The following is a 16,275-nucleotide window of genomic DNA, read 5'->3' as shown; positions in this document are numbered from 1 at the left end:
GCGGGGTCGGTTTCTCACGCTCCGGCGCTGCCCTCGAAGGGGCAGCAGCCAGCGGAGAGCATTACTTTCTGGCGGTGGCGAAGTACTTGGCCCCGGCCTTCAATTCCGCCACGCGCAGCAGCAGGTCGCCGCCGTCCATGGTGCGTTCCAGCGGGTGCGGGTTGCAGCCGCCGCGCACCTCGTTGATGCGCGCGGTATTGAAGACCATGCCGCAGTTCTCGCACACCATGTTGGCCCCTTCCTGACGGTAGCCCTTGCCCTCGCGCCAGCACACGTCGCATGCGTCCAGCGCGGCGCGGGGGGTGCCGTCCGGCCCCTTCACCACAAAGAAGCGGATTTCGGTGCCGCCATCCTTGATGGCGTAGAACTTCGCCGTGGGGGTGATGTCGGCGGCCTTGATGCGGATGGTCTCGCCTTGCGGCTGCACGGTTTCGTACTTGCCGCCGAACCCGAAAAAGGCGTGGGCGGCGGTGGAAAGGGCCAGCACCATGAGGGTGGCCGGAAGGATCAGACGGAAAAGCTTCATACACTGCTCCTGAAAAAAAGGGACGTACGGCTTCACATAGGCATGCCCGCCAAGGCGAGCAACCGCTGACCGGGGGAAAGCCGCCGAAGGGGCGGGTCGTTGCACGGCGCGCGCAACGGAGGTATGGCGCGGTGTCGGCATTCGGCGTCGCCGTCGGCACGCGCCAGCCTTCGACAGCATCCGCAGGGAGGACCCCCCATGACCCCGGCCATCGACCGCGCCAAGAAGGCCAGAATCGCCTACACCATTCACGAATACACCCACGACCCGGCGGCGGAATCCTATGGCCGCGAGGCGGCGGACAAGCTGGGCGTGGACCCGGCCCGGGTGTTCAAGACCCTGGTGGTGGCCGCAGGCGACGGGCTGGTGGTGGCCGTGGTGCCCGTGCTGCACCAGCTGGACCTGAAGCAGCTGGCCCGCGTGGTGGGCGCCAAGAAGGCCGCCATGGCCGACGTGGCCGTGGCCGAGCGCGTGACCGGCTACGTGGTGGGCGGGGTAAGCCCGCTGGGCCAGAAGAAGCGCCTGCCCACGGTCATCGACGCTTCTGCGCAGGAATACCCCACCATCTACGTCAGCGCGGGCCGCCGGGGCGTGGAGATAGAACTCTCCCCGTCCGATCTGGCAGCCCTTACCGGGGCCGCCTTCGCCGACGTGGCGGCCTGAGCCGCCCTTCCCGCCACCCAAATCAAAACCACCCGCATAGCGGGTGGTCAGGTTATTGACAAAGCCTGTTTTTGTACGCCTCCGGCGGCCAAGGACGGCAGCCGTTGGGCGAGCTTGCGAGCCTTACGGATGGCGATCGCAGAGCGGCTGCCGCCCCTTGGAACCCCGTATTTTCGTAATGCACAGAAAGCACAAATAAAAGTTTTGGGAGGAGCTTTAGCCGTTATGCGAGTCTTCAAGCATTACGGATAAAGACAGCAGAGCGGGGGTCCGGGGGAGGAGACCCTTTTGCGACAGCCGTTAGATGAGCGTGAAACGCGAATCTTACGGATGGCGACCGCAGCGCGCAAAAGGGTCCCTCCCCCGGAAGATTTTGGGGTTGTCGGCAGCCCCCCCCTACGCCTTGGGGCGCAGCAGGCGCAGGCCGTTCATGATCACCAGGAACGAGCCGCCGATGTCGGCCACGATGGCCATCCACAGGCTGGCCACCTGAAACACGGCAAGCCCCAGAAACAGCGCCTTAAGCCCCAGGGCAAAGCCGATGTTCTGCCGGATGACGCCCAGCGTGCGGCGCGAATGGCGCACCAGCCACGGCAGCTTGCCGAGGTCGTCGGACATCAGGGTGATGTCGGCGGTTTCGATGGCCGCGTCGCTGCCGATACCGCCCATGGCGATGCCAAGGTGCGCGGTGGCCAGCGCGGGCGCGTCGTTGACGCCGTCGCCCACCATGGCCACCCGTTCGCCTTCGGCCACCAGCGCGGCCACGGCGGCGGTCTTGTCGGCGGGCAGAAGGTCGGCCCGGATGTCGGTCACGCCGCAGGCGGCGGCCACGCGGGCGGCGGTGGCGGCGTTGTCGCCGGTCAGCATGACCATCCGGTGCAGCCCGGCGGCGCGCAGATCGTCCAGCACGGCGCGGGCGTCGGGGCGCAGGTCGTCTTCCAGTTCCATGACGGCGGCAAGGCCCGCATCGTTCCACAGCAGCACGGAAGACCCGGCGTCGGCGTCGTCCGTGCCGATGCTCTCCGCGCCGCCGGACGGCCCGTGCGACGGCCCGTCCTGTGCGAAGAAGCGGCGGTTGCCGATGCGCCAGCGCGCGCCGTCCACCACGCCCTCGGCCCCCAGACCGGGCAGGGTGCGATGCTCGCTGGCCGTGGCGCCATCATCCAGCCCGGCCCCCGGCACCTGCCGGGCATGCTGCACGATGGCGCGGGCCAGGGGGTGGCTGCTGGGCCCTTCCAGCGCGGCGGCAATGCGCAATGCGGATGCCGCGTCCCGCACCTGCGGGTGGCCGTCCACGGGCAGCACGCGGGCCACGCGGGGGCGGCCCAGGGTCAGGGTGCCGGTCTTGTCGAAGGCCACGGCGGTGAGGCTGGCGGGCAGTTCGAGAAACGAGCCGCCCTTGACCAGCACGCCGTTGCGGGCCGCGCTGGTCAGCCCGGCCACGATGGACACGGGCGTGGAAATGACCAGCGCGCACGGGCAGGCGATGACCAGCACCACCAGCGCCTCGTACACCCAGGCCGACCATGCCCCGCCGAAGAACAGCGGCGGCACCACGGCCACCAGCGCGGCCACGGCCAGCATGGCCGGGGTGTACACGGCGGCGAAGCGGTCCACCCACTGCACGGCGCGGGCGCGGCGCGACTGGGCCGCCTCCACCATGTGCAGGATGCGCGCGAGGGTGGTGTCCGACGCGGCGCGGGTGGTCAGCACCTCCAGCACGCCGCCGCCGTTGATGGTGCCCGCGTAGACCGGCTCGCCCGCCCGCTTGGGCACGGGCATGGATTCGCCGGTGATGGGCGACTGGTCGATGTCCGAGCTGCCCGCCGCCACCGTGCCGTCCAGGGGCACGCGGTCACCCGCGCGGATGAGAATGCGCGAACCCACGGGCACGTTTTCCACGGCGGTCTCCACGGGGGTGCCGGGAAGACCACCCCCAACATCACCCGGAAGCGACAGCAGCAAGGCCCGCGAGGGCGAAATGTCCAGTAGCGCGGCAATGGCCGAGCGCGCCCGGTCCACGCTCCACGATTCCAGCTGGTTGGCCACGGCGAACAGGAACGCCACAGAGGCGCCCTCGAAGAACTGGCCGATGGCCGCCGCGCCGATGACCGCCGTGACCATCAGCAGGTTCATGTCGGGGCGCAGGCTGCGCACGGCATGCACCGCGCGCGGCAACACCCGCCAGGCGCCCGCCATCGCCGCCGCCAGCCACAGGACCAGCGTGGCCGCATGGGGCACGCCCGATTCCGCGAACACTTCCAGCAGGGAACCGGTGCGCGCCCATTCCACGCCAATGCCCGCCACAAGGGCCACGCCGCTCAGGATGCACAGCAGCAGCGAGGACTGGCGTTGCCACAACGCGGTCAGGCCGGTCGGCAACAGGGACAGCAGGCCGGAAGGCGCGTCGCCGGGGACGGGAACATCGCACGCGCCGCCGCAGCACGAGCACCCGGCCAGGGCCGGAATCTGCGCGGGACGGGGGGCCATGGCATGCGCATGCGCGGAGGCAGACGCAGGGGCATGAACAGGGGCATGAGCGGAACCGCAGCAGCCGTCATGACCATGGCCGCCATGGTCATGCCCTGCCTGGCCAACGGGGCCTGCCTGATGGGCCGGATGGGCCGGATGGGCCGGATGGGCCGGATGGGGCTGGCAACATCCGTCCGTGCAGGCGTGGCTGGCCGACGGCAGCGGGCCCAGCACCACGCCGGGCCTGCCTGCCGCTTCGGGCGCGGCGCGCATGCCGGTGCGGGCCACGGCGGCCACCACGTCGTCGGGGCGCAGGTCCAGTCCGTCCATGTCCACGCGCATGCGGCGGGACAGCACGTCGAATTCCAGCCGGTCGGGGTTGCCCACCAGCGGGGTCAGCGCGTGCCGCAGGACGGTCACTTCGTTGGCGCAGTCCATTTCCTCGATGCGAAAGGCGGTCATGGGCGTATCTCCGTAGGAAAATGGCGGGGCGCGTTTGCGTGTCGGCCAGCCATCGATTCTGTCTGCACATATGAACACGTGTTCATATGTGCAGAGTATGCGGGAGACGCCACGGTGTCAACCGCCCGGCGCGACAGGGCAGGAAAAACCGCGCCGCCGGGTGTCGAGCGGATGAAAGAACACCGAAAATCCGGCCTGTTCCCCATGCAGACAGGCCGACGAAATGTTGCAAACCGTGAAGGAAAAACCGCCCCGAACGGGCGCACGCGGAACAGATCGGGCGCGCCAAAAGACCGACACCCGGACTGGTGCCGGGAATCGGCGGATGGCGCGCAACGATGCGGACTGTATGCTTTTTGGGGGGGGACGAGGGCGTGGCGGGTGGCACCGGACCGGCGAAACGGCCCGGGCGAAGAGCACGGGCAACCCTGCCCGACCGGCCAGCGCGACCCACTGGCCGCAGGCCGTCTGCGGACGGTCTGTCAGACAATCCGGCAGACAGTCCGGCTGGCAGTGCCGGAACCTGCCGCGCTAGGCGCGGTTCTTGCCGTCGGTCATGGCCAGTGCCAGCTTCATCTCGCGGTCCAGGCGGTTCTGCACGGCGGCCTGCACCCGTTCGGACGAGGACCCGAACTGGCCGGAACGCACGGCATACACCTCGCGGATGAGCTGCTTTTCGAAGTTGCGGCCCGCCCTGGCGGTGCCCGCCTGCACGGTGGCATCGCCCTGCCCGCCTTCCTGCGCCGCCGACTGATGCTCGGCCATGTTGTCCAGCGCACGGGCGAAGATGCGGGTGGCCCCCGCAGGGCCGTGCTGTACGGCGGTGCTCCACAGCACCTCGCGCAGCGCGGGCGACAGCGTGCCCTTGTTCAGCCCGGCGGCGCGGCTCACGGCCTGCAGGGCCGGGGCGTAATGGCTTTCATGGATGAACCGCTCTTGCAGGGCCTCGAACCGGTCGGGCTGCTCGTCGGCTATTTCACGCCACACGCGCGGCATTTCGCCGGTCTTGCCGCCGGTGTTGGAGGGTCCGGCGGCCTCCAGCCGCGAGGCGATGTCCGGCGCGGCCTGCCGGGCAAAATCAAGGAAGCGGTCCATGGTCCCGGCCCGCGACGAAATCTGGTACTTGCCGTACGAGGTGCCCCCGTGCCGGTCGTAGCCGATGGCGGCAATGCCGTCCTCGCCCGACTCGAACTGCGCGGACAGCCCGCCGAGGTCGCCAGCCGTTGCGCCTGCCGCGTCACGCCGCCCGGACTTGTCCGTTTTGTCGGTTCGCTCCCGCCGCGCGGCCTTGCCAGCGCCGCCCTGGGCACCACCACGCCCCGGCCCGCCAGCCACGGCATTCGCGGGCGCTCCGCCACCCATGCCGCCCATGCCACCCATGCCGCCCATGCCGGAGGTCGCCATGTCCAGATTGCCGGAAAGGGCCATCAGATTGCGCGAGGTCATGGCCCCGCGCAGCGAATCCAGCCCGCCCGTGCCGCCTTCCATGACTTTGGCCAGGGTGGCCAGCGCGCGGGAATTGACGATGTCCATGGCCGCGCGCGAGGCGCGGTCGTCGGCGGCCAGGGCGTTTTCGGTCTGGCCGCCCGCAGCCGTCAGGCCGGGCAAGGACGCCAGTTGCGGCGAGGACGCGGCCCCGCCGCCAATGCCGCCCGCAAGCACTCCCCCCAGGGGCGATGCGCCCGCCCCCGCGCCCTTGGCCAGCAATGCGGCAAAACGCGGGTCTGCGGCGCCGCGCTGGCCCGCCCTTGGGGCGGCACCGGCACGCCGGGTACCTTCGGCGGACCGCCCTTCGACCAGCGTCTGAAGGGCGTCCATGGAGATGTTCTTTCCGTAGGCCATGCGCAATCCTCCTGCCGCCGGGGGAACGGAGTGGCGGCGAGAAAGGCAAAGCAAGGGGAATGCCAGCATGGTCACTCTGCCTTGCATGACGGCAGGTTGCGGGCGCGCGGCGGGCGTCCCGCAGCGCCGGGCGGGCGGCGGGGGCGAGGGCTGCGTCAAGCCGCCGACGGCTGCCCGGAAGCCGCGCGGCGCAGGGCTCGCCGGTTGGGGCAGGCCGTGCGGCGGAAGCGGGCTGGCGTGGCCGGAATGATGCGCCGGAATACTGCCCACAGTGAAGGGTGGCCGGGCGTGGTCGGCGTGATCGGCGTGATCGGGGGTGGGCACAGGTGTGGTCGGGCGGCGGATCGCCGGGCCATGGCATCCACTCCGTGCGCACGGCATGCGAAAGGCCCCGCGCACATGCGCGGGGCCTCTGAAAATGAACACTGTCGGGAAGGACGACGAGAAAGGCGGGGCCCGGCTACTTTCCGGCAGGGGCCGTATCACCGGCACCGGCGGAACCGGCGGCACCGGCACCCTTGCCGCCCGCATTGCCCCCGGCGCTTCCCCCGGAACTGCCGCCGGAACCGCCGTCGTCGCGCGGGCGGTAGTAGCGCATGGCCTCGGGCAGCATGGCCCGCAGCGCGTCGATACGCTTGGCCTCGGTGGGGTGGGTGGACATGAAGTCCGACTTGCCCTTGCCGCCCGCCTGTTTGAGCATCTTCTGCCAGAATTCGATGGCCGCGTGCGGGTCGTACCCGGCCTTGGCCATGAGCAGCAGTCCGATGTGGTCGGCCTCGTATTCCATTTCGCGGCTGTTGGGCAGCATGACGGCCATGTTCATGGCCCCGGCGTAGCCGTCGCCCACGGCCTGGGCCGCCTGCGACGAGCCGCTGGCCGCGGCCACGCCCACCATGGCGGCCAGTTGGCCCACCTGCACCATGCGCGCCCGGCTCATCTTCTCGTTGCTGTGCCGGGCCAGGGCGTGGGCCACCTCGTGCCCCACCACGGCGGCAAGCTCGGCGTCGGTATCGGCAAGGTTCAGCAGGCCGGTGTACACGGCCACCTTGCCGCCGGGCAGGCAGAAGGCGTTGACCGCGTCCTTTTCTATGGTGTGGAATTCCCAGCGGTACTGGGGGCGTTCGGCCACGGCGGCAATGCGTCGGCCCACCCGCTCCACGCGGGCGGATTCCGGCGTGCCGGTGACCTCCCTCTCCTTCTTCAGCACCTGCTGCATGGCGGCCAGGCCCATCTTGGTCTCATCCGCCTCGGAGTACATGATCAGCTGGCTGCGCCCGGTATAGGGGGCCTTGGCGCACCCGGCCAGGCCCAGCAGCAGCACGCACAGCGCAAGGGCCGCCATGCGGATGACGCCGCGCGCGGCGCCGTGCGGGTTCCGGGCCGCATCCCTGTTCATATCGCTGGTATTGACGAACGATTGCATGTGGTTCCACCCCGTGAACCCGCTGTCCGCCGCTGCGGGGCGAACCCGCGCGGCTTGACGGAATCGTCGATTGCCGTATTTTCCCCTACCTGACGGGGCCGAACGCGGCCCCCTGCGGCAGGGCTTCCGGCTCCCTGCCGGAAACGCGCCCCCAATAGCGTATTTTCCCGGAAAGGAACAGTCATGGGCAAGGACCTTATCATCGTCGAATCCCCCGCCAAGGTGAAGACCATCAAGAAATTCCTTGGCGGCAATTACGCCGTGCATGCCAGCGTGGGCCACGTGCGCGACCTGCCCACCAGCGAACTGGGCGTCGACGAGGCCAACGGCTTTGCCCCCCGCTACCAGGTCATCGACGGCAAGCAGAAGGTGGTTTCCGCCCTCAAGGAAGCCGCCGCCAAGGCCGACAACGTGTACCTGGCGCCCGACCCCGACCGCGAGGGCGAGGCCATTGCCTGGCACGTGGCGGAACTGATCCGCGACAAGAACACCAACATCCAGCGCATCCAGTTCAACGAAATCACCGCCCGCGCGGTAAAGGAAGCGCTGGAAAACCCGCGCGAACTGAACCGCAACCTGTTCGACGCCCAGCAGGCCCGCCGCGTGCTGGACCGTCTGGTGGGCTACAAGCTTTCCCCCCTGCTGTGGAAGAAGGTGAAGCGCGGCATTTCCGCCGGGCGCGTGCAGTCCGTGGCCCTGCGTCTGATAGTGGACCGCGAGACCGAGCGTCGCGCCTTCAACCCGGAAGAATACTGGCTGTTCCGCGCGCGCCTGGCCGGGGCCACCCCGCCTCCCTTCCGGGCCGACCTGCACAAGCTGCACGGCAAGAAGCCCGCCATCGGCAGCGCGGCGGACGCCGCCGCCGTGGAAGCCTCCATGCAGGGCCAGCCCTTCGTGATTACCGGCATCGACGAAAAGGAACGCCAGCGCCAGCCGCAGCCCCCGTTCATCACCTCCACGCTGCAACAGTCGGCCAGCCAGCGGCTGGGGTATTCGGCCAAGCGCACCATGAACATCGCCCAGCGCCTGTACGAAGGCGTGGAACTGGGCGAGGCGGGCACCGTGGCCCTGATCACCTACATGCGTACCGACTCCGTGCGCATTGCGGACGAGGCCCGCGACGCCGCGCGCGAGTTCATCGCCGCCACCTGGGGGGGCGACCACCTGCCCGCCAAGGCCCGCCAGTTCAAGACCAAGGGCGGCGCGCAGGACGCGCACGAAGCCATCCGGCCCGTTGACGTGAGCGTTACGCCGGATTCGGTGCGCCACCTGCTGCCGCCGGACCAGTTCCAGCTGTACCGGCTGGTGTGGCAGCGCTTCGTCGCCTCGCAGATGGCGGCGGCGCGCTTTCACGACACCACGGTGACCATTGCCTGCGGCCCCGTCGAATGGCGCGCCAAGGGCGAACGGCTGCTGTTCCCCGGCTTTCTGGCCGCGTCGCCCCAAAAGGAGGCGCAGGACGGCGAGGAAGTGGCCGAAGGCGACCTGCCCAAGCTTTCCGTGGGCGAGGAACTGACCGCCCTTTCCGTGGAAAAGGAACAGAAGTTCACCCAGCCCCCGGCCCGCTACACCGAAGCTTCCTTGGTGCGCGAACTGGAAGAGCGCGGCATAGGCCGCCCGTCCACCTACGCGGCCATCATTTCCACCCTGCTCGACCGCGACTACGCCCGGCTGGAGGAAAAGCACTTCGCCCCCACCGACCTTGGCGCGGTGGTGTGCGACCTGCTGGCCGGACACTTCACCACCCTGATGGACGTGGACTTCACCGCGCAGATGGAAGGTTCGCTGGACAAGGTGGCCGAAGGCGAGCTGGACTGGGTGAAGCTGCTGGAAGACTTCACCGGCGGGTTCAACCCGGTGCTGGAACGCGCCGCCCAGGCCATGGACACCGTGAAGGGCGGCCTGCCCAGCGGCATAGACTGCGAACTGTGCGGCAAGCCCATGGTCATCAAGTTCGGCAAGGCGGGCACCTTCCTGGCCTGCTCCGGCTACCCGGCCTGCCGCAACACCAAGAACTTCACCCGCGACGAAAAGGGCAACATCCAGGTCGAGCAGAAACTGCGCGAGGAACCGGAAAAGGTGGGCACCTGTCCGCAATGCGGCGGTGACCTGGTGCTGAAGAAGGCCCGCACCGGCAGCCGGTTCATCGCCTGCACCAAATACCCGGACTGCACCTATACCGCGCCCTTCTCCACCGGCATCCCCTGCCCCCGCGAAGGCTGCGAGGGCGTGCTGGTGGAAAAGAGCTCCAAGCGCGGCAAGATATTCTATTCGTGCAGCGCCTACCCCAAGTGCGACTATGCCCTGTGGGACTGGCCCGTGCCCGGCCCCTGCCCGGACTGCAATTCGCCCCTGCTGGTGATCAAGAACACCCGCGCCCGGGGCCGCCACATCGCCTGCCCGGAAAAGACCTGCAAGTACTCCCGCGACCTGGACGAGGACGGCGGCGGCGAGGAATAGCCCGCGGGACGATTGCGGGACGAAGCAGGAAGACGCCTTGAGGAAGACGGGGCGCTGCCCCGCACCCCGCAGCTCTGCTGTCCCCATCCGCAGGACTCGCGCGTTGCGCACGGTGATCGTACGGCTCGCAAGCTCGCCAACGGGCACGCTTTGCGCCCTTCGGGTCGATTTGCGCGCTCGCCCAACGGCTGGAGCAAGGGGGCCGCGCCCCCTTGACCCCTTTATGGGGCAACCATCTGAACTACTGTCATTCCAATCCCCCGCCATATTCCGTGGCGGGGGATTTTGCGTTGGCGCGCAGGACAAACGCGGCCAACGGGCAACACAACAGACGGACGCACGAGCCTTTGGCTACTGCCTGTCATGCACGATCATGCGCTGTCTTACGCTACCGTCATGCACTGTCATGCCCAATCCTTCGCCCACGCCATGGCCACGCCCCCTTCGGACGGCCTTCCCACCCCCTTCCCGCCCTCTTGCGGGCCGCGCCACGGAAAAACCGTACGCTAGCCTGCCGGTGCACTGGCGCGCGCCGCCGCCCGGATTGGCCGGGTGTACCCAGCCGAACACCCGGCCGGAGCGGACGAGCCGCGTTGACACCCACTAGAGAGGAATGCATATGTGGAACAACTGGTTGCAAGGCAACGGCGAATCCTACGACGACAAGCGGCGCGGCCTGTACCGGCAGGTTCGGGACACCTCGCGCCAGGCCATGGGCGCCACCACCATGCAGGAGTGGTATCGGCTGTTCGATGGCGGGCTGCGCTCCATCCGGGGCTTCGAGCACAAAGGCAGCAAGCTGCCGGACAACGAATCCGACACGCTGCGGCAGGGCTTTCTGCGCGACATGTTCGAGGAGGCCCGGCCCGACCGCTTTGACGATTTCTGGCGCTTTCCCCGGCAGCAAGGCGACAGCGGGCTGGAACTGGACGCCAGGCGGCTCGGCATGTCCGTATACGGCAAGCCGCTGGGGCCGTCGCTGGATGGGCGCAACACCCGCCCCGTGCCCCTGGAGGGTCTCGACGGCAGGTACGAAGGCATCGCGGGGCACGAACCGGACATGCCCGGTCAGCCCAATCAGCCCAGTCAGCCCGGTGCGCCGGGTCGGGAGGGCGAACCGAAGCCGTTCGATCTGGACAAGGAGGAAGGGCGCGAGCTTATGGTCAAGCGCCGGAAGCCTGACCAGCAGCCCGTACCGAACCCCGTCAAGCTGCTGTCCGCCGACGGCAGGGCGCGCGATGCGTCCGGCTTTGCGCCTGCGGGGGCAGATGGCGGAGCCTCCGGCGGTGCGGGGCCTGCGGAACAACCGGGCAGCCGGACCACCCGCCCCGGCACGGGCAACGCGCAGGAAGGTCCGCTGCAACGCGCCGCGCGCACCTTTCTGGAAGGAGCAGGCCCCGGCCCGCTCACGGAGCCGAAGGTGCCGGAACAACCCCGGCCCGCCGAGCCGGCTCCCGCGCCCACGGGTGGCGGCAAGGGGGCCGCGCCCGATGCGGCAACGCCCGGCAAGGGCGGCAACGGCGTTCTAGCCGTCCCCGACAAGCCGGAAGACATCAACCGGATCACGGCGGACACGCTGCAAAAGCTGGAAGGCAACGTCCTGTACGCCTACATCCCCATGAAGGACGGCAAGCCCATGGACAACAGCAGCGCCACAATCGGGGCGGGCATCGACACGGGGCAGTGGAGCGCGGAGGGGTTGCGCGGAATCGGAGTGGATGAAGAAGTTATCAACGAGCTTTCCCCGCTGCTTGGAAAAAACGCCACGCAGGCAAAACAGGAAATGGAAAGTCTCAAAGGAAAGGGCAAGGGTGTCAAGCTCACCGCAGAACAGGCCAGCCACCTCAACGAGAAGATGACCATCCATTTCAAGGAAACGGCACAACAGCAGTATAACACCGCTCCACATAACACCGACGCCCAGGGCAAGACCATCCGCAAGTTCGAAGAACTGCCCAAGGAAATGCAGGCTACCATCACCTCGGTGCTCTACCAGCACGGCAGCACGGAGAAATTCCCCAAATTCTGGGATCATTCCACCAAGGGCGACTGGGACGGGGCCATCAAGGAATTGCGCAACTTCAGTTCCAACCCGGACTACAAGTACCACCCACGCCGCAACACGGAGGCCGACCTCATGCAACAGGGCCTGGACAGGCTGCGCCAATGACGCCCGCCACAACTCTCGTGCATAGCATACTCCGGGGGGCCGCACGGCCCCCCCGTCCTCGCCGCACGCGGCCCATGCTGCTGGCGCTCGCCCTGTGGCTGGCCTGCCTTGGAGCATGGTTTCCGGTGCATGCCGAACCGCTGCCCGCCATGCAGCGGCTGCCCGTTGTGGCTCCGGAACCGCATATTTTCAAAGGATTCGTGCAGGAAAATCTGCAATGGCTGCAACGCCCCGGCATCGTCGATGCGCAAGGGCGTTACCCAATGGCCGACGCAATACCTGCCGGGGAGTACGCACCGCAATCCTTTGCGCGCGAACTGTTCGAACGCGCCGATATCACTGCCTTTCCGTCCGCATTTCTGCCCGTGTCGACGGGCAAGACCAGCTTTGCCGCCCTGGGCACTCGTTACGAAGCTGAAGAACCCCACACGCTACTCATCAGAGACAAACCACTAGGCCAAGCACAGGTCAGTATGACCATCCCCCTCATGGCATCACTGGACTGGGACGGCAATGGAACACGCGACTGGCTCTTCGGGTGTCGCATCCTGCTGTACAAACAAAACGTGGATCTGGGTTCCTTCCTGCTGGTGCTCAACCCGCAACCCTCAGGGCCGCTTGATGTCCGGCTTCTGCGCGTCACCTACTGGCCATCCAACGATACGTCAAAATACATCAACTATTTCGGCACCGCCGCGCGGGACTACCTGTTCACCATCATGCGGGACAAACTGCCCGCCATCTATTCCGGCTGGACGCCGCCCGCGCGGGCCGAAGACCTGCCCTGGCGCGATGCCCCCGGCATGGAGGGCGTGGGCTACGTCGAGCACGTGGACGAGGGCAAAAAATGACGCACCCCGCAACGAAACGGGGCGGCAGGCTTTGCGCCGCCGCCCCACATGGCAAATAGCTCCGGAACCGAGCGAAGAAATCAACGTCCGGCAAGACAACCCGCGTGGCAGACGCCAACCCGGACGCCGTGCACATGCGGCCCACACCTCCGGTCGCCCTGCCTGGCTGCCCTTCTGTCCCCTTCCGCCTGACCGTGCCTGAACACCGCCATTCGGCTCAACGCCTTCTATTCACCCTTGATGACGATGGCCTCACCCGTGGCCAGTACCACCGAGCGCACCGTGGAGTGTCCGGTCAGCCGCTCCGCGTTCAGCAGCGGGACATCCTTCGGCTCCGCCTCGTCCAGGTCGATGACCCACGATTCGGCAAACGCCTCGCCGGGCCTAATCTGCATGCCGCGCACCAGCTTCAGGTTGCGCAGCACCCGCCCCGCCTCGTCCCGCACCGCACAGTCCACCACCACACGGCCCAGGGTCTGCGTGCTCTGGTTGGCCCCGGTCACCTGTATCACCAGCGTCTTGAAGTTGCGCCCCCCGGACAGGGTGTCTATGCCCACCAGGGTGCGGTCCAGGCGCACCAGCCCGGCCAGCCGTTCGGCTATGCGGGCGTTTTCCTCCGCAGCCACCGCGCGTTCGCGGGCGCGGATGCGTTCCAGCGCGGCGGCGTGGGCGGCCAGCTGGCTGTCCGGGTCCACCAGGCCGGTCACCTTCCAGCCGTCCTTGCCGTCGATCAGTTCCACCCGCAGGTCGAAGGTGGTTTCCAGCGCCTCGTTCTTCACGGGCACCGACACCACGGCCCTGTCGCCGTTGCGCTCGGCAACAACCGGGACGAACGCCCCCACCTGCTCGCGGAAGTCGGGTGGCAGCAGGTCCTCGCGCTTGCGCTCGCCCGCCGCGCCCACGGGCAGGGCCAGCAGCGCCTGGCGCAGCACCTCGCGCAACTGCGCCGTCTCGCGGGCGTCCGGGGTTGCCGCGCCCTGCACGCCGGATGCCTTCAGTTCCACCGCCATCAATTGGTCCACCACCCTGGCCATGTCCACGCGGCGCTCGAAGGCCGCCGCATCGCCATTACGGAAGGCCAGCACCAGTTGCTCCACGGCGGTTTCGGGGCTGTTGGCCTTGACCCACCACCAGCCGCCGCCAGCGGCGCCGCCCAGCACCACCAGCCCGGCCAGCACGCACAGCACGATGCGCAGGGTGCGTCTGGACAGCCCCTTCTTCTTGCCCGGCGCAGCCCCTGCGCCGCCAGCGGCAGGCGATGCGGGCGCACCTGCCGACACGGCAGACTTTGACCCGGCAGCCTTGCCAGACGCTGCGCCAGACGCTGCGCCAGACGCAGCAGAAGACGCACCGTCCAGCGATTCCGGTGCGGCGACGAGCAGATCACCCCCGGCGGACTTCTTGCGGGAAAGGAAGGGCAACTTGAACGAGAATCCCATGGATGTCTCCGATTGCGGAATTGCGGGATTACGGAAAGTGGGGACAAGGGCTGCGGGGCAGGCAGGAACCAATCACGCCGGTGTTCCGACGCCAGCCACCGTCAGGCCGCATGGCCCGCATTGGGGCAACCGGCAGGACGGGCAGGACCGGCAGAACCGGCAGAACCGGCAGGACGGGCAGGCACAGCGGAGGAATCAGCCCAGCACGTCACCCAGGCCGTGGCACACCGCCGCCAGTTCATCGTTGCCCACGGCAAAGGACAGCGCGGCGGCAAGATCGAAGGGGGGCGCGGCGGCAAGGTCGGTGGGCAGCGGGGCATGCCCCAGTTCCGCCAGGTCGGCGCACAGGGCAGCGCACAGTTGAGGCCAGGGCTTCAGGAAGGCCGCCGCCGCATGGCGCAACGCGGCGCGCGCGCCCTCGCCCCCAGCCTGGGCTGGGGTTTGCCCCGCAATCCGGGCCGCATGGGCCACGGTGTCGAGCAGGGCGTGCAGGGCGTACAGCAGGTCGAAATAGAGCAGACGCGGGTCTGCCGCGCGCGAGCGCAGCATGCGTTCGCGCATGGAGTACAGCACCACGTTCAGCACCTCGTCCAGCGGGCGGCCCTCGTCCAGCGCGGCCTTCATGTGGTGCCCCTGCCAGCGCCAGCCCCGGCTCACCATCTGCAACCGCCCGATGCGCCGCACCTCGAAAGCCTCGACGCCGTCCACGGCCCACAGCAGATAGCCGTTGTCGCGCAGGCGGCGCGAAAGGTAGGCGTCCTGGCCGTAGCGTTCCTGGTAGCCGGAAAAGCCGCCCACCGCCTCGAAGGCCTCGCGCCGGGCCAGCCAGGCTCCGCCAGGCAGGAACGGAACGGAACCGGCGGCCCCACGGTTGAGGGTATAGGTAAGCTCCAGGTAACGCGAGAGCAGGTCGTCGCCGGTGCGGGGGCGGATGGCCGTGCCCGCCATGCCCACGCCGGGCCGGGCCGCTGCGGGCAGGCACACCGCCAGCCAGTGCGCGGGAAAGCGGATGTCCGCATCCACCGAAAGGATGAACCGGGTGGTGGCGCGGGCCGCACCCAGCGCGCGGGCGTGGGTGTTGCCCCGGTTTTCCGGCACGCGCACCACCTCTATGGCGGGCAGGCGCTGGGTCACCTCTTCCGGCAAGTCCGGCGCGAAGGGCTGCGCCGAGCCGTCGTCGATGACCACGATGGCCGAAGGCATGGCCGTCCATCCGGTGACGGACGACAGCAGACCCCGGACCAGTTCGTGGTCGTCGTAGGTGTAGGTGACCAGGGTGACGGAAACCGTGCGCATGGATGCCTCGTTCCGGAATATCCGCATGGCCGGGTGGCGTGGGCAGGTCGCAGTTGGCGCCAGTCGACGCCAGTCGGCATCGCTGACGACAGGCCCGGCGTCTGCGCCGGGCCGGGCAACCGTGCCGGGAGGCGGGGCCCCCGGCGTGCGCCCGAACGCATGTGCGCGCCCGGCTGCGGTACGGTGCAACTGTATGTATTGAAGCAAATGCGGTCATTTCCGCAAGGGGAAACCGCGCGGATGGGGGAAAATACGCACTCCGGCGGGTGCGGCGCACGCAGGGGGGCGGGGAGTCTGCCGGAGTCGCAACCGCAATGCGCATGCGCGGGCAGGGTTGAGGGTGGGGCAAGCCCGCCAGGCCCGCCGGAGCGCCCCGGTCCGCCGCACCCGCAGGAGTGGCAGCCCCGCCGGATTGGTGGTCCCGCCGGATCGGTAGTCCCGCCGGATCGGCAGATGCGCGAAGCCTTTCCGCCGCCGGGTTCGCACTGGCCGGTCTGCTGCACGCGGCGCAGCTGGCGCATTGGGCGGGTCACGCGGATCAGGCGTGTCACGCGGATCAGGCGAATCGGGGACGCATCGGCCTCATTTTCCCACCGGCTGGACAGGGCCGCGCGGGCGGCGCTAGGATGGAAGATACGGGGTATCGCATCCGCCGCCGCCCCGCACCCGCG

10 protein-coding genes are annotated in these 16,275 nt (G+C 68.6%); 4 read left to right on the top strand and 6 right to left on the bottom strand.

The annotated features are described in order from the left end of the window. Positions 1-61: 61 nt before the first annotated feature. Positions 62-526 (bottom strand): DUF2318 domain-containing protein, encoded by a 465-nt coding sequence (locus K6142_RS14935; RefSeq protein WP_190244997.1) that lies wholly within the window; start codon positions 524-526, stop codon positions 62-64. 198 nt (positions 527-724) lie between these two features. On the opposite strand from K6142_RS14935, the gene ybaK reads away from it, so the two are divergent. Beyond that, a complete protein-coding gene (gene ybaK / locus K6142_RS14930) occupies positions 725-1,189 on the top strand; it encodes a Cys-tRNA(Pro) deacylase (RefSeq protein ID WP_190244998.1) in 465 nt (154 codons plus the stop codon). A 396-nt stretch (positions 1,190-1,585) separates the two neighbouring features. On the opposite strand, the gene K6142_RS14925 is transcribed toward ybaK, so the two are convergent. The 3 genes from K6142_RS14925 to K6142_RS14915 form a co-directional block, all read right to left on the bottom strand. Continuing rightward, complete coding sequence (locus tag K6142_RS14925; protein ID WP_190244999.1) at positions 1,586-4,123, bottom strand: heavy metal translocating P-type ATPase; 2,538 nt, start codon at positions 4,121-4,123, stop codon at positions 1,586-1,588. A gap of 531 nt (positions 4,124-4,654) precedes the next feature. Next, positions 4,655-5,965, bottom strand: coding sequence for a hypothetical protein (locus K6142_RS14920; RefSeq protein ID WP_190245000.1), 1,311 nt, complete (start codon positions 5,963-5,965; stop codon positions 4,655-4,657). A 460-nt stretch (positions 5,966-6,425) separates the two neighbouring features. After that, a complete protein-coding gene (locus K6142_RS14915) occupies positions 6,426-7,388 on the bottom strand; it encodes a M48 family metallopeptidase (RefSeq protein WP_190244084.1) in 963 nt (320 codons plus the stop codon). Between the two features lie 183 nt (positions 7,389-7,571). Between K6142_RS14915 and topA the strand changes: the two genes are divergently transcribed. The 3 genes from topA to K6142_RS14900 all read left to right on the top strand — a co-directional run bounded on the left by topA (position 7,572) and on the right by K6142_RS14900 (position 12,869). Further along, a complete protein-coding gene (topA, locus tag K6142_RS14910; RefSeq protein WP_190244085.1) occupies positions 7,572-9,848 on the top strand; it encodes a type I DNA topoisomerase in 2,277 nt (758 codons plus the stop codon). 619 nt (positions 9,849-10,467) lie between these two features. Beyond that, positions 10,468-12,018 carry a pesticin C-terminus-like muramidase gene (locus K6142_RS14905; RefSeq protein WP_190244086.1) on the top strand — a complete coding sequence of 517 codons (1,551 nt, stop codon included), beginning with the start codon at positions 10,468-10,470 and terminating at the stop codon, positions 12,016-12,018. A gap of 74 nt (positions 12,019-12,092) precedes the next feature. Then, positions 12,093-12,869 carry a hypothetical protein gene (locus K6142_RS14900; RefSeq protein WP_190244087.1) on the top strand — a complete coding sequence of 259 codons (777 nt, stop codon included), beginning with the start codon at positions 12,093-12,095 and terminating at the stop codon, positions 12,867-12,869. Between the two features lie 227 nt (positions 12,870-13,096). Here K6142_RS14900 and K6142_RS14895 read toward each other — a convergent pair whose 3' ends face one another. Both K6142_RS14895 and K6142_RS14890 read right to left on the bottom strand, forming a co-directional pair. After that, entirely contained in the window at positions 13,097-14,308 is a 1,212-nt protein-coding gene (locus K6142_RS14895; protein WP_190244088.1) for a hypothetical protein, read from the bottom strand. Between the two features lie 195 nt (positions 14,309-14,503). After that, positions 14,504-15,604 carry a glycosyltransferase gene (locus K6142_RS14890; protein ID WP_190244089.1) on the bottom strand — a complete coding sequence of 367 codons (1,101 nt, stop codon included), beginning with the start codon at positions 15,602-15,604 and terminating at the stop codon, positions 14,504-14,506. Positions 15,605-16,275 lie beyond the last annotated feature (671 nt).

This window comes from Nitratidesulfovibrio sp. SRB-5, from assembly GCF_019931275.1.
GTDB lineage: Bacteria > Desulfobacterota > Desulfovibrionia > Desulfovibrionales > Desulfovibrionaceae > Cupidesulfovibrio.
Note: the sequence above shows the minus strand (reverse complement) of the source record. Positions and strands in the feature narration are given on the sequence as shown.